General features: G+C 69.0%; 11 protein-coding genes. 1 reads left to right on the top strand and 10 read right to left on the bottom strand.

Annotated elements, in window-relative coordinates:
- Window positions 1-332: 332 nt before the first annotated feature.
- From SriyCCGPB3_RS20410 to baeS, 10 genes are all read right to left on the bottom strand, one after another.
- Entirely contained in the window at window positions 333-1631 is a 1299-nt protein-coding gene (locus SriyCCGPB3_RS20410; protein WP_153854769.1) for a DUF58 domain-containing protein, read from the bottom strand.
- Window positions 1628-2614, bottom strand: coding sequence for an AAA family ATPase (locus SriyCCGPB3_RS20405; protein WP_005411535.1), 987 nt, complete (start codon window positions 2612-2614; stop codon window positions 1628-1630). The genes SriyCCGPB3_RS20410 and SriyCCGPB3_RS20405 overlap by 4 nt, the downstream gene beginning before the upstream one ends.
- Complete coding sequence (locus SriyCCGPB3_RS20400; RefSeq protein WP_153854768.1) at window positions 2611-3795, bottom strand: DUF4350 domain-containing protein; 1185 nt, start codon at window positions 3793-3795, stop codon at window positions 2611-2613. The genes SriyCCGPB3_RS20405 and SriyCCGPB3_RS20400 overlap by 4 nt, the downstream gene beginning before the upstream one ends.
- Window positions 3792-5414 carry a DUF4129 domain-containing protein gene (locus SriyCCGPB3_RS20395; RefSeq protein ID WP_153854767.1) on the bottom strand — a complete coding sequence of 541 codons (1623 nt, stop codon included), beginning with the start codon at window positions 5412-5414 and terminating at the stop codon, window positions 3792-3794. The genes SriyCCGPB3_RS20400 and SriyCCGPB3_RS20395 overlap by 4 nt, the downstream gene beginning before the upstream one ends.
- Window positions 5404-6396 (bottom strand): stage II sporulation protein M, encoded by a 993-nt coding sequence (locus SriyCCGPB3_RS20390; RefSeq protein ID WP_153854766.1) that lies wholly within the window; start codon window positions 6394-6396, stop codon window positions 5404-5406. The genes SriyCCGPB3_RS20395 and SriyCCGPB3_RS20390 overlap by 11 nt, the downstream gene beginning before the upstream one ends.
- The gene (locus SriyCCGPB3_RS20385) at window positions 6393-7082 is read right to left on the bottom strand and encodes an RDD family protein (protein WP_110714058.1); all 690 of its coding nucleotides are present in this window, start codon (window positions 7080-7082) and stop codon (window positions 6393-6395) included. The genes SriyCCGPB3_RS20390 and SriyCCGPB3_RS20385 overlap by 4 nt, the downstream gene beginning before the upstream one ends.
- 123 nt (window positions 7083-7205) lie before the next feature.
- Window positions 7206-7736, bottom strand: a complete 531-nt coding sequence (locus SriyCCGPB3_RS20380) for a gamma carbonic anhydrase family protein (protein ID WP_153854765.1) — start codon at window positions 7734-7736, stop codon at window positions 7206-7208.
- 168 nt (window positions 7737-7904) lie between these two features.
- Complete coding sequence (locus SriyCCGPB3_RS20375; RefSeq protein WP_110714056.1) at window positions 7905-8726, bottom strand: nucleotidyltransferase domain-containing protein; 822 nt, start codon at window positions 8724-8726, stop codon at window positions 7905-7907.
- Window positions 8727-8858: 132 nt separating this feature from the next.
- Window positions 8859-9548, bottom strand: a complete 690-nt coding sequence (locus SriyCCGPB3_RS20370; RefSeq protein WP_110714055.1) for a response regulator — start codon at window positions 9546-9548, stop codon at window positions 8859-8861.
- The gene (baeS, locus tag SriyCCGPB3_RS20365) at window positions 9545-10948 is read right to left on the bottom strand and encodes a sensor histidine kinase efflux regulator BaeS (protein WP_153854764.1); all 1404 of its coding nucleotides are present in this window, start codon (window positions 10946-10948) and stop codon (window positions 9545-9547) included. Before baeS ends, SriyCCGPB3_RS20370 begins: the two co-directional genes overlap by 4 nt.
- Window positions 10949-11065: 117 nt before the next feature.
- On the opposite strand from baeS, the gene smeA reads away from it, so the two are divergent.
- Window positions 11066-12262: a multidrug efflux RND transporter periplasmic adaptor subunit SmeA gene (gene smeA, locus SriyCCGPB3_RS20360; RefSeq protein ID WP_110714053.1), complete on the top strand. Its 1197-nt coding sequence runs from the start codon at window positions 11066-11068 to the stop codon at window positions 12260-12262.
- Window positions 12263-12268: the final 6 nt, after the last annotated feature.

Raw genomic sequence — 12268 nt, 5'->3', positions numbered from 1 at the left:
ACTGGCCGGCAACCGCCGTTGGTAGATGCCGACCTTGGTCGGCACTGTGGATTCCGTGCCAACCAAGGTTGGCACCTACCAGAGCGGTGCGTCGGTCGTTGCAGGGGTAGTGCCGGCCGCTGGCCGGCAACCGCCGTTGGTAGATGCCGACCCTGGTCGGCGCTGTGGGTTTCGTGCCAACCAAGGTTGGCAACTACCAGAGCGGTGCGTCGGTTGTGGCAGGGGTAGTGCCGGCCGCTGGCCGGCAACCGCCGTTGGTAGATGCCGACCTTGGTCGGCGCTGTGGGTTTCGTGCCAACCAAGGTTGGCACCTACCAGAGCGATCGCTGGTATCAGAGCAGCCCTTCGCGCTTCACCGCCAGGTAGCGTTCCACCAGCGCACCGGGCAGGGCATCGGCGGTCACGTCCAGCACCATCACCTTCTCGCTGCGCAGCGCCTCATGCGCCTTCGCGCGCTGCTGCAGATACAGCGCCGCTGCACCGGCCTGGGTGGCGTCTTCCAGTGTCTGCACTTCGCTGTCCAGCACGCCGTCCAGCTCACGCTCGCGCAGGCTGGCCACGCATACCAGATGGCGCTGCTGCAGCAGGCGCACCGCCGCCAGCAGGTCTTCGATGTCTTCGTCGCGCACGTTGCTGACCAGCATCACCAGCGCGCGCCGGCGCTGGCGCAGCGACACTTCGGTAGCGGCGGCCAGATAGTCGGTGGCCACCGCGCGAGGCTGCAGATCGTAGCTGGCGCGCAGCAGGTGCTCGACGGTGCCCATCCCGCGCTGCGGTGCCACCCAGCGGCGCTCGCCACCGGTGGCGAACAGGCCGGCGGCATCGCCCTGGCGCAGCGCTAGGTAGGCCACCACCAGCGAGGCGTTCAATGCATGATCGAAGTGCGAGAGCCCGCCTTCGCTGGCCAGCATGCGGCGGCCACTGTCGAGCATCAGCAGCAGCTGCTGGTTCTTCTCGTCCTGGTACTCGCGCGAGATCAGCTTGCGCGCACGCGCGGTGGCCTTCCAGTCGAGCTGGCGCAGGCTGTCGCCGATGCGGTACTCGCGCATCTGATGGAAGTCGGTGCCTTCACCACGGCGACGCTTCACATGTGCGCCGACCAGCCGCGAGGCCTGGTCGGCACTGAACAGGGCGAAGCGGGTGAGCGGTACGAAGTTCGGATAGACCCGCACGTCCAGTGCTGGCGGCAGCGTGCGTTGCTGCCACCACAGGCGCCACGGTGAACGCATGCGCAGGTGCACGCCTTCGAAGCGGAAATGCCCACGCTGCAGCGGCTGCAGATGATAGTGCAGGGTGGAGGCACTGCCGGCCTGCAGGTGCACGCGCTGCGGCAGTGACTCCAGCGGCCAGCCGCCGGGGACCAGATCGAACACCTGCACCGTCATCGGTGCGTCCGCCTGCAGCCGCAGTGCAGCCTCGCGGCGCACGCCCAGTGCCAGCGCTTCGGGCAGTTCGCGCTGCACCTGCGGCGACGGACGCCGCCACTGGCGCCATAGATCCACCAGCGCCGGCACGGCAATCGCCAGCGCCGCCAGCGCCCAGCTCCAGCGCGGCAGCAACCCGCCCAGCACCAGGCCGCCCAGGACAGCCCAGGCCAGCAGCAGCGCCAGCAGCAGCGGGGCCGGCCTCATCGGCGCGGCGCTTCCACCTTGGCCAGCAGCGCGCCCAGCACGTCGTCGGCGTCCTGGCCTTCAATCTGCAGTTCCGGTGCCAGCGCGATGCGGTGGCGCAGCGCCGGGCGTGCGATGTCGCGCACATCATCCGGGGTGACGAAATCACGACCGGCCAGCACCGCCTGTGCACGCGAGGCACGCACCAGCGCGATGCTGCCACGCGGGCCAGCGCCGACCGCGATACCCGGCCACTGCCGGGTCGCCGCGACGATGCGTACCGCGTAATCGATGACTTCGTCATCGACCGTGATCGCCGCAGTGGCGCGCTGCAGTTCCAGCAGCTCGCCGGCGCCGAGCACACGCGGCACCTGGCTGAGGTCGAAATCGCTGGCGGCGCGGCCGCTGGTGATTGCGGTCACCATGCGCTTCTCGTCCTCCAGCTGCGGGTAGTCGATCAGCACCTTCAGCAGGAAGCGGTCCAGCTGTGCTTCCGGCAGCGGGTAGGTGCCTTCCTGCTCCAGCGGGTTCTGCGTGGCCAGCGCCATGAACGGCGGCGCCAGGGTGAAGGCCTTGCCTTCGATGGTCACCTGGCCTTCCTGCATCACTTCCAGCAGCGCCGACTGGGTCTTGGCCGGTGCGCGGTTGATCTCGTCGGCCAGCAGCAGGTTGGTGAACACCGGGCCGCGACGGATCTTGAAGCTCTCGCTCTTCGGGTCGTACACCGCGTGGCCACTGACGTCGCTGGGCATCAGGTCGGGGGTGAACTGTACGCGGCCGTAATCCAGTTCCAGGGCCTGTGCCAGTGCGCGCACCAGCAGGGTCTTGCCCAGCCCGGGCACGCCTTCGATCAGCACGTGACCACCGGCGAGCAGGGCCACCAGGATCTGGTCCAGCACATCGGCCTGGCCGATGAAGGCGTGGCCGACGGCATCGCGGATGGCATCGACGCGTTCGATCAGGCGGGCGTTGGCGGCCGCCGGCAGCTCGGGGACTTCAGTCATAGCAGGGATCTCATCTGGAGCAGCAAGCGGATGCGCTCGCGCAGGGCGGAGGAATCGTGCGGCGGTGGGGGCGTGAGCGCGCTGGCGACGCGGCCCTGCGGCCACTTCAGCAGCTCGGCGATGGCCTGATCGCGCGGCGCACCATCCAGTGCGGCGGCAATCGGTGCGCGCAGGCGCAGGCGGTGCAGGAACAGGGCGAGCACGGCCTCGTACAGGCGTATGCCGTGACCGAAGCGCAGCAGCAGTTCGCCACTGGCGCGCACGTGCTCCAGCAGCGAACGGCGTTCCAGCACCGGTGACGGCAGCAGGCTGCCGAAGCGCTGCGAGCGGCCCCACAGCCAACCCAGCAGGGCCAGCAGCAACGGTGCCCACAGCGGCCAGCCCTGATAGAACATGCGCGACCACAACGACGGCGGGCGGCTGGCATAGACCAGCCAGACCGCACCCTTGCCGTAGTTCGGATCGAGCAGGTAGCGGGTCAGGTCGCGATGGGCAGGATCGTGCAGGCCGTCGCTGGCCTTGCCTGCGGCAGAGGCCAGGCGCGCTGCCGGTGAGTCCACTTCGCTGCGCATGAACTCCATGTCGGCCAGCACGCTCACTCTGCCCTGGCCGTGGCGCAGGCGCGCGAACACCAGGTCGCGATCAGTGCCCCAGCGGCGTTCGGCCTGCGCACTGGCCGCAAACCCCAGGGTGAAGCGGCGGCCACCACAGAATTCGACGTGGCCCGGATCGTCGTCGACATGGAAGGCCTGGCAGTCGCTGCGCTGGAACAGGCTGTCCACGCTCAACTGGTCCAGCAGGGGACCCTGCGTGCTGCTGGCATCGTCCTCGGCCGGTGGCGGTGTACGCACCAGCAAGTGGCCGCCCTGGTCGACCCAGTCCAGCAGCTGTTTCACCGCCGGCGCCGGCAGTTCGCTGCTGTCCTGCAGCAGCACCACCGTGTCGTGGCGCCCCAGCGTCATCTGCTGCAACTCCAGCCGCGGTCGCGAATGCACGTCGATGCCATCGGCGCGCAGGGCCTGGCCGAGTACGTACAGCGGGTTGTAGGCGGCCTCGCCCTGTGGCGGCAGCCGGATCGTCTCGGTCACCCGCTCGTGCGTGCGCAGGTAGAGGATGGTCAGCGGCACACCGAGCAGCACCAGCACCCCCAGCAGCAACGACCAGAACAGGCGCGGACTCATGCCTGCCACCCGTACTGCTGGCGCAGGGTGCCGGCCAATGCATCGAAATCGGCGCGGCTGGGCAGGCGGCCACCGTAGGCGGCGTACTGCCACATGCGCACGATGCGCGCGAACAGGTCACGGTCGCTGGCCTGGGGCATGCGCCGCGATGCGCGCAGGCATTGCGCTTCGGTGGCACCGGGTGGAAGCGCGATACCGCTGCGCTCGCCCACCGTGCGCACACTGGCGCGGTACAGCAGGGCCAGCGCCTGCCGCGGCCGGCCCTGGTCCCACAGCAGGCCAGCCTGGGTGGCCACGTCTGGCGGCAGCACCACCGGCAACTCCACCTGCTCCTCCAGCACCTTCGGTGCAGCGTCGGCCTTGCGGCGGCCACTGCCACGCAGCCACGGCAGCCACAGCCGCGCGGTCAGCAGCAGCACCAGCAGCAGGATGCCGAGCAGGCCCCACAGGCCCCATTCGGCCAGCCGTGCCAGCCAGGCGATGCCGTCCTTGCGCGCTTTGCGTTCACCTTTGCTGTTGGCGTCACGCTGCAGCTGCTTGTCTTCCTTCTTTTTTTCCTCGGCCTGCTCGATCGGCTTCCAGCGGGTGACCTCGCGGGTCGGGCGCTGCAGCGGGTCCTCATAGGCGCGGTTCACCGCCTGACGGAAACCGGCGGTGTCCACCGGCGTACCGCCGAAGATCATTGCCGGCGTGTTGGCCGGGTCGATGGTCGGTCCTTCGTCGCCTTCCTCGGCGTCGATGCCACGGTCGTTGGGCTTGCCCATGGCACGTTCGGGCCCGGTGTCCGCGTCCTGCGCATGCACCGGTGTGGAGAGCAGCGGCAGTGCCAGGCACAGCAGCAGCGCCAGCGTCGATGCCGCCGGCAGCAGGCGGTCGCGCAGGCGCCGCAGGGCGATTTCCACGTCCCAGGCTTCCATCTGCGTACGCCGGTTCAGATACAGGCCGAAGCCGGCACCAACGTAGAAGGGCCCGATCAGCACCGACGCCAGCCAGCATGCCAGGTTGAAGCCCAGCCGCGCCCATGCGGGCGTGTCCTGGCCAATCATGTCCCATGCGGTGCGCCACGATTCGGACATCAGCTCCAGCGGCATGAACATGAACACCGCGCCGATCGCGCCGGACACGAGCACCGCTTCGAACGCCATGCAGGTCACGGTGAGCACCAGTGCCGCGCCCGCTGCGCCAGCTGCCACCGCCCGACGGCGTGGACCGCGTTGGCCCGGCGTGTTGCCTTCCAGCAGGTTCACCGGCAGGCACAGGCTGCGCAGCACGCTGAAGCGGCGCCAGCCCAGGTAGCCCCAGAAGCCGCTGTTGCCCCACGCACCCTGTGCGCGCAGCGCCGCCAGCGTGCCGACCGGCTCGCCGAAGATGCCGCGCGACAGCACGTACAACGGCGCTCGTTCGAACAGTGGTTTGCACCACCACATCGCCAGCCAGGCCCAGCCGAACGCATCCAGCCACCAGCCCAGTGCGTTGAAGATCACGAACAGCGGGGCGCTGGCCAGCAGCCAGCTGCCCCAGACCGCACGTGCGTGGCGGCGGGCGAGGGCGCTGCCCAGCTCCATGGCTTCCCAGCCGCTGCGCGCGCGCAGCACCACGTCCAGGCGGTCAATGCGCATCGCCGCCTCCACGTCCGCCGCGCCACAGCCACAACAGCACGCCGGCCCACAGCACGCCGGCCACGCTGAACTTGCCCCATGCGGGTACTTCGGCGATCGATGACCAGAAGGCCTCGATGAAGGCCGCGACCAGCAGCATGAAGGCGACGCCGAGGCACAGCCGTGCGCCGATGCGGCCGCCGTTGACCAGTGCATCCAGGCGGCTGCGCCGGCCCGGTGCCAGCAGCTTCATGCCCAACTGCAGCCCGGCGCCGCCGGCGATCACGATCGCGGTCAGCTCGAAGGCACCATGGCCGACCACGAAGCGCCAGAACGGGCCGCCGTGGCCGATGTGCTGCAGGTGGCCGGCCACCGCACCGATGGTCACGCCGTTGAACAGCAGTACCAGCAGCGTGCCCAGCCCGGCCAGCAGGCCGCTGGCGAAGGTGCGCAGGGCGATGCTGATGTTGTTCATGACGTAGTGGCCGAACATCATCCAGTCGGTGCCGCTGTCGCGGCCCAGGCGTTCGGCCGCGGGGTCGTACATGCGCTCCATCTCGGCAATCTGGCGGTTGTCCATCAGCATGTGGATCAGGTCCGGATAGGCCTGCGCCAGCACGAAACAGGCCACCGCCGGCAACGCGAACATCGCCAGTGCCACCCACATGCTGCGTGCCTGGCTGCGGACCAGCAGCGGAAAGTCGGCCACCAGGAACTCCAGTGCCGCGCGCCAGCGCGTCGGCCGCGTGCGGTACAGCACGCTGTGGCCCTGCTGCATCAGCTGCTGCAGGCGCTGCACCAGCTGTGGGCTGTAGCCGCGCTCGCGGGCCAGCGCCAGCTGCTGGCACAGGCGCCGGTAGCGCTGCGGGAAGGCAGTGTCGTCCAGTGCCAGGCCGCTGGCCTTGCGGCGCGTGCGGCGCGAGGCACCGGCGCGCAGCAGCAGCCACTGCTCCAGGTCCTGCCACTCCTGTTGATAGCGGGCGACGAACTGTTCCTGCTTCATCGCCGCCCCAGCAGCCAGTTGGCCATGGCGTACAGGCGCAGCACGGCGACCTGGCCGTGGGTACCGGTCAGGGGCTCGGCAATGCCGGCCAGCTCCTGCTGGCGTGCCGCCGACAGCCGTGGCGCGCGCTCGGCAAAGGCCATCAGCGCGGCCTGCTCTTCCGGGCGCAGCGGCTGTGGCGGGGCCAGTACGCTGTCGATGGTGGGTGGCGGCGGCAGATACAGCGCAGGCGCGTGCACCACCACGGTGCCGGCCACCAGGTCACCCAGGCGCCGGCCATGCGGGTCGAACAGGCTGCTGATCAGGCCCAATGCATAGCCGAACGGCAGCATGTCCACGGTACGCAGCAGATTGCGGGTGATCGACGCCATCCAGCCCACCGGTGCGCCATCGCGCGACAGCACCCGCAGGCCCAGTGCGCGCTTGCCGAGGGTACGGCCCCACAGTGCCTCGCAGACGATCGGGTAGGCCCAGTAGACGAGGAACATCAGCACCAGGTAGAGGCCGGAGCCGAACTTGTCCAGCAGCGCCAGCGGAATCGACATCAGTACCAGCACCGCGATGCGTACGCCCAGGTCGATCAGCCAGGCCATCGCCCGCGGCAGCGGACCGGCTGCCGGCAACTGCAGCAGCACACCCTCCGGCGTCACCACCTCGCGGTAGGTATCGAGCATCGGTGCGGCCATCAGTGCGATGGCCTTCGTTGTGGGCGCCGGAGTCCTCTCCGGCAGGCGTCCACAGGCATGGGGGTCTCGACAGGTCCTGGTCGGGCCCAGACTTTAGCAGAGCCGCATGGCGGCGTTGGCTGCTCAGCCCAGGTATTCATCCTTCAGCCGCACGTAGTGGTCGGCCGAGTAGTGCAGCGACTCGATTTCCCTGTCGCTCAGCGTGCGGGCCGGGCGGGCCGGGTTGCCGACCCAGAGCTCGCCTTCGCCCACCACCTTGCCCGGGCCGACCACCGCACCGGCACCGACGAAGCCATGGCGCTCCACGCGGGCGCCATCGAGGATGCAGGCGCCCATGCCGATCAGGCTGTAATCACCAATGGTGCAGGCGTGGATGATGCAGCCATGGCCGACCGTCACGCCTTCGCCGATCAGGGTCGGGTAGCCGGCCTTGTTGTACGGGCTGTGGTGGCTGACGTGGATGATCGTGCCGTCCTGCACATTGGTGCGCGCACCGATGCGCACGTAGTTGACGTCACCGCGGATGATCGTGCCCGGCCACACCGACACGTCATCGGCCACTTCCACGTCGCCGATGAGGGTGCAGGCCGGATCGATGTACACGCGCTCGCCGAGGACGGGCATCTTGTCGCGGAAGGGGCGCAGCGGGTTCATCGGTGTCTCCGGAAATCAGGGCGTTCACTGCGATGATACCCGCGTGGTCCGCACGCCGCGTGCCTGCCGCGGGGTAGTGCCGGCCGCTGGCCGGCAACCTCATGGGCGCATCTGGATTTCCGTGGTTGCCGGCCAGCGGCCGGCACTACCAGAAGCCGGCGCGGTCGCCTATGCAGGCGCGAGTTCGGCCAGCATCTTCCGGAACAGTGCGTCCAGCCAGCCGTTGTCACCCTGTCCGGCCGCCAGCTGCGGGACCTGCGCGGTGCGCACGGCCATTGCATGGTCGATGTAGTCGCTGATGATGACGACGCGCGGACGGGCGGTGACTTCGGCGCTGGCTCGCTTGACCACCAGCAGGGCGTCGATGGCGTTGCGCACGGGACCGTCAGGCAGCAGCCGGTCCAGCAGGTCCTCGAAGGCCATCGGCGGCGGCGTGGATTCGCTTTCGATCCACTGGCAGGCAAGCAGGGCACGCAGCACATACAGGTACTTCTTGGTACTGACGGTGGGCTCGCCCAGATGGCGGCTGTACGTGGTCTTCGCCATGCTCATGTAGTGCCACCAGCTGCCCAGCGGCGAATAGAACCCCTTCGCTGCCTCCCACAGCTGCGCCACCGCAGCGTCATCCTGCTGGTACACGATCGGCGAACGCAGCCACTCGATCAGCGTTGGATTGGACTTGGAGACCAGCCGCAGTGCCTTGCGCAGGTCCCAGCCACTGACGTCGAGCTCCTCATCGATCGGCAGCTCGATCACATCACGCTGCGCTTCGCCGGGACCGGTGCTCTCGTTGACGCTGAGGTACCACGGCTGGCGATGCACGTAGATGAAGCGCGCGTCGTAGTCACTGTCCGGCGAGGAGAAGCCCCAGCCGCGGCTGCCCGATTCGCAGGCCAGCAGCACACGCACATCGTGGCGCTGTTCGATCGCGGCGAGGGTGGAAAGGATGGCGGCGCGCTTGTCCGGCGCGATCGGGTGGATATCGTCCATGCAGTCGTGTTCGCAGTGTCGAGCGTGCTCGACTGTAACGCAGGTGCGCACGGGTAGTGCCGGCCGCTGGCCGGCAACCTCATGGGCGCACCTGGAATTCTGCGGTTGTCGGCCAGCGGCCGGCACTACCGGCTAGGGTTCGTAGCTGTAACCCATCCCGTATACCGAGCGGATCGGCTCGCCTTCCATGCCGGCGTCGGCCAGCTTGCGGCGCAGGTTGCGCACGTGGCTGTCGACGGTACGGTCGACCACCACGCGATGGTCCAGATAGAGGCGGTCGAGCAACTCATCGCGGGCCCAGATCCGGCCGGGCGTGGCCAGCAGGGTGCGCAGCAGGCGGTACTCCACCGGCGTCAGGTCCAGGCCTTTGCCGTTCCAGGTGGCGCGTGCCGCCGGCTCATCGATGTGCAGGCCGCTGTTGGCGCGTGCAGCGGGGTCCGGGCGGTAGCGGCGCAGCACTGCCATCACCCGCGCGACCACTTCGCGCGGACTGAACGGCTTGCAGATGTAGTCGTCGGCGCCGATCTCCAGGCCCAGCAGGCGATCGATCTCTTCCACCCGCGCGGTGACCATGATCACCGGCACGTCACTGCTGGCACGCAGTTCGCGGCACAGGTCGACGCCGTCGCGCTGTGGCAGCATCAGGTCCAGCAGCACCAGATCAGGCTGGTAGCGCGCGAAGGCGTCGATCACCTGGCCGCCATCGTCCACCCATTCGCTGGCCATGCCGGCGGCGGCCAGGTAGTCGCGCAGGACCGAGGCCAGGCGTGGCTCATCCTCGACGATCAGGATCTTCGCGGACGCAGCGGGGGACGTGCTCATGCAGGCTCCGGCAGGGTGATGACCACGCGCAGGCCACCCAGCACCGAAGGCTCGGCGTGGATGTGGCCGTGGTGGGCGAGGATGATGTTGTGGCTGATGGCCAGGCCCAGCCCGCTGCCGCCGCTGGCACGGTTGCGCGAACTCTCCACCCGGTAGAAGCGCTCGAACAGCAGCGCGCATTTGTCGGCCGGTACGCCCGGAGCGGTGTCTTCCACGACCAGCTGCACGCCGGCGGGCACGCGCGCGGCCTGCACACGTACGCGGCCGCCGGTATGGGTATAGCGCAGCGCGTTTTCCAGCAGGTTGGCGAGGACCTGCTGCAGGCGCCGCTCATCGCCGGAGACCGGCAGCGGGCCGGCCGGCAGGTCTTCTTCCAGCGCCAGGCCCGCATTGGCGAAGCGCACGCGCATGCCATTGAGCTCGCTGCGCAGCAGTGCCACCAGGTCCAGCGGCGCGAAGCGGTAGGCCAGGCCCCCGGACTGGGTCATCGACAGGTCGTGCAGGTCGTCGATCAGTTTGCCCAGCTGGCGGATCTCGCCCTGCAGGGCACCGAGGTTGGCGCGGTCCAGCGGGCGGATGCCGTCTTCGATCGCCTCCAGTTCGGCGCGTACCACCGCCAGTGGCGTACGCAGTTCGTGCGAGATGTCGGCGATGAAGGCGCGGCGGTTGCGCTCGGTATCATCCAGCGCTTGTGCCATCCGGTTGAAGTCGTTGACCAGTGCGTCCAGCTCGTCATCGCTGGTGCGCTGGATGCGGGTGGCGTAGTCGCCGGCGGCGAGCCGGTGGGTGGCGGCGGCCAGCTTGGCCAGGCGCTGGCGCAGCGCGCGTGACACCAGCCAGGCCAGCAGTACCGTCACCAGCAGCAGCGAGATGCCGATCACCCACCATGCGCGCATCTGGGTGTTGTAGAAATTCAGATCGTTGGTGGCGATGACGGTCTGGAACGGCACCATGCCCAGCCAGCCCACGGTGTGCCCATCCAGCTGCACCGGATGCGGATCGTCATCACTGGTGGCATCGGGGTTGCCGGCCACGAACCGATGCTGCTCATCGAACAGGCCCAGCCGTGAGGGAACGCCGGTCTGGTCGGACAGCGGCGGCACCGGGCCTTCGTGCCCATGGGCCAGGTCCGGGCGCAGCAGCCGCGCCCAGCGGTCACTGTCGCCGCGCAGATGCTCCCAGCCGCCGTGGGCGCTGTACTCGCGCTGCAGGTGGGGCATCAGGCGCTGCATGCGCAGGTCGCCCTGGTCGTTGAGGTAGTCCAGGAAGCCGGTCTGGAACGCCACGCGGCTGGCAATGCCGTTCACTGCCAGCACCAGCAGGCAGGCGGTGAAGATCGCGAGGAAGGTCTTCGCGGTCAGGCCGAATTTGAGTCGAATCTTCGCCATCGCGGGGGCCATTAGCGGCGCATGCGGCGCTGAAAGCAAGCGTCAGCTGAGCCGGTCGCACAATCTCCATATTCTCTGCACAGTTCCACGGCAGCGTGCACGGGTCAACGCAAGGCCTCCACGCCCCCCATGTCACTCCCGCGCCCGCTGTCCCGTTCCCCCCGTCCGCTGCTGTTGCCCCTGCTGCTGGCCCTGGCCGCCTGCTCGGCGGGCAGGACCGACGTCCCGGCCACGCCCGAAGTGGGCATCATCACCGCCAGCGCACAGCCACTGGCGCTGCAGCAGACCCTGCCCGGCCGCGCGGTGCCGTTCGAGGTGTCCGAGGTGCGGCCACAGATCGGTGGGCTGATCCGCCAGCGGCTGTTTACTGAAGGCCAGCAGGTCAAGGCCGGCCAGCTGCTGTACCAGGTCGATCCGGCACCGTACCAGGCGGCCTTCGATACCGCCCGTGGCCAGCTGGCCCAGGCCGAGGCCACCGTGCTGTCGGCGCAGCCCAAGGCCGAGCGCACGCGCGCGCTGCTGGGCATGGATGCGGCCAGCAAGCAGGATGCCGACGATGCCACCTCGGCGCTGAAGCAGGCGCAGGCCAATGTGATCGCCGCGCGCGCCGCGCTGCAGGCCGCGCGCATCAACCTCGACTACACCCGGGTGACCGCACCGATCGACGGCCGCATCGGCACCTCCAGCGTCACCGCCGGTGCGCTGGTCGCAGCCGGCCAGGACGCGGCGCTGGCCACCATCCAGCGGTTGGACCCGGTCTATCTGGACGTGACCCAGTCCAGCACGCAGATGCTGGCGCTGCGCAAGCAGCTCGATGCCGGCCTGGTGAAGGCCATCGATGGCAAGGCGCAGGTGAAGGTGCTGCTGGAGGACGGCAGCACCTATGCCCATGAAGGCACGCTGGAGTTCGTTGGCAGTGCGGTCGACCCGGGCACCGGCAACGTGGTGCTGCGCGCGGTCATCCCGAACCCGGACGGCCTGCTGCTGCCGGGCATGTACCTGAAGGCGGTGCTGCCGATGGCCACCGACGCGCGCGCCCTGCTGGTGCCGCAGAAGGCGGTGCTGCGCAACGAGCGTGGCGAGCCGCTGCTGCGCCTGCTCGATGCCAAGGACCATGTGGTGGAACGCCGGGTCAGCACCGGCCAGGTGGTGGGCAACCAGTGGCAGATCACGCAGGGCCTGAAGGCCGGCGAGCGGGTGATCGTCAGCAATGGCAGTGCGGTATCGCTCGGCCAGCAGGTGAAGGCGGTGGCGGCCAGCAGGGCGCAGCTGGCGGCGATGCCGGCGGTCGACCCGAACGGCAACACCGACGAAAAGTCGCACTGAGGCCCG

Source organism: Stenotrophomonas riyadhensis (genome assembly GCF_040256885.1).
GTDB lineage: Bacteria > Pseudomonadota > Gammaproteobacteria > Xanthomonadales > Xanthomonadaceae > Stenotrophomonas > Stenotrophomonas riyadhensis.
Note: the sequence above shows the minus strand (reverse complement) of the source record. Positions and strands in the feature narration are given on the sequence as shown.

Coding starts and splice junctions, on each gene's coding strand:
- SriyCCGPB3_RS20410 (WP_153854769.1), bottom strand. CDS start 1,631: ATGAGGCCGGCCCCGCTGCTGCTGGCGCTGCTGCTGGCCTGGGCTGTC.
- SriyCCGPB3_RS20405 (WP_005411535.1), bottom strand. CDS start 2,614: ATGACTGAAGTCCCCGAGCTGCCGGCGGCCGCCAACGCCCGCCTGATC.
- SriyCCGPB3_RS20400 (WP_153854768.1), bottom strand. CDS start 3,795: ATGAGTCCGCGCCTGTTCTGGTCGTTGCTGCTGGGGGTGCTGGTGCTG.
- SriyCCGPB3_RS20395 (WP_153854767.1), bottom strand. CDS start 5,414: ATGCGCATTGACCGCCTGGACGTGGTGCTGCGCGCGCGCAGCGGCTGG.
- SriyCCGPB3_RS20390 (WP_153854766.1), bottom strand. CDS start 6,396: ATGAAGCAGGAACAGTTCGTCGCCCGCTATCAACAGGAGTGGCAGGAC.
- SriyCCGPB3_RS20385 (WP_110714058.1), bottom strand. CDS start 7,082: ATGGCCGCACCGATGCTCGATACCTACCGCGAGGTGGTGACGCCGGAG.
- SriyCCGPB3_RS20380 (WP_153854765.1), bottom strand. CDS start 7,736: ATGAACCCGCTGCGCCCCTTCCGCGACAAGATGCCCGTCCTCGGCGAG.
- SriyCCGPB3_RS20375 (WP_110714056.1), bottom strand. CDS start 8,726: ATGGACGATATCCACCCGATCGCGCCGGACAAGCGCGCCGCCATCCTT.
- SriyCCGPB3_RS20370 (WP_110714055.1), bottom strand. CDS start 9,548: ATGAGCACGTCCCCCGCTGCGTCCGCGAAGATCCTGATCGTCGAGGAT.
- baeS (WP_153854764.1), bottom strand. CDS start 10,948: ATGGCCCCCGCGATGGCGAAGATTCGACTCAAATTCGGCCTGACCGCG.
- smeA (WP_110714053.1), top strand. CDS start 11,066: ATGTCACTCCCGCGCCCGCTGTCCCGTTCCCCCCGTCCGCTGCTGTTG.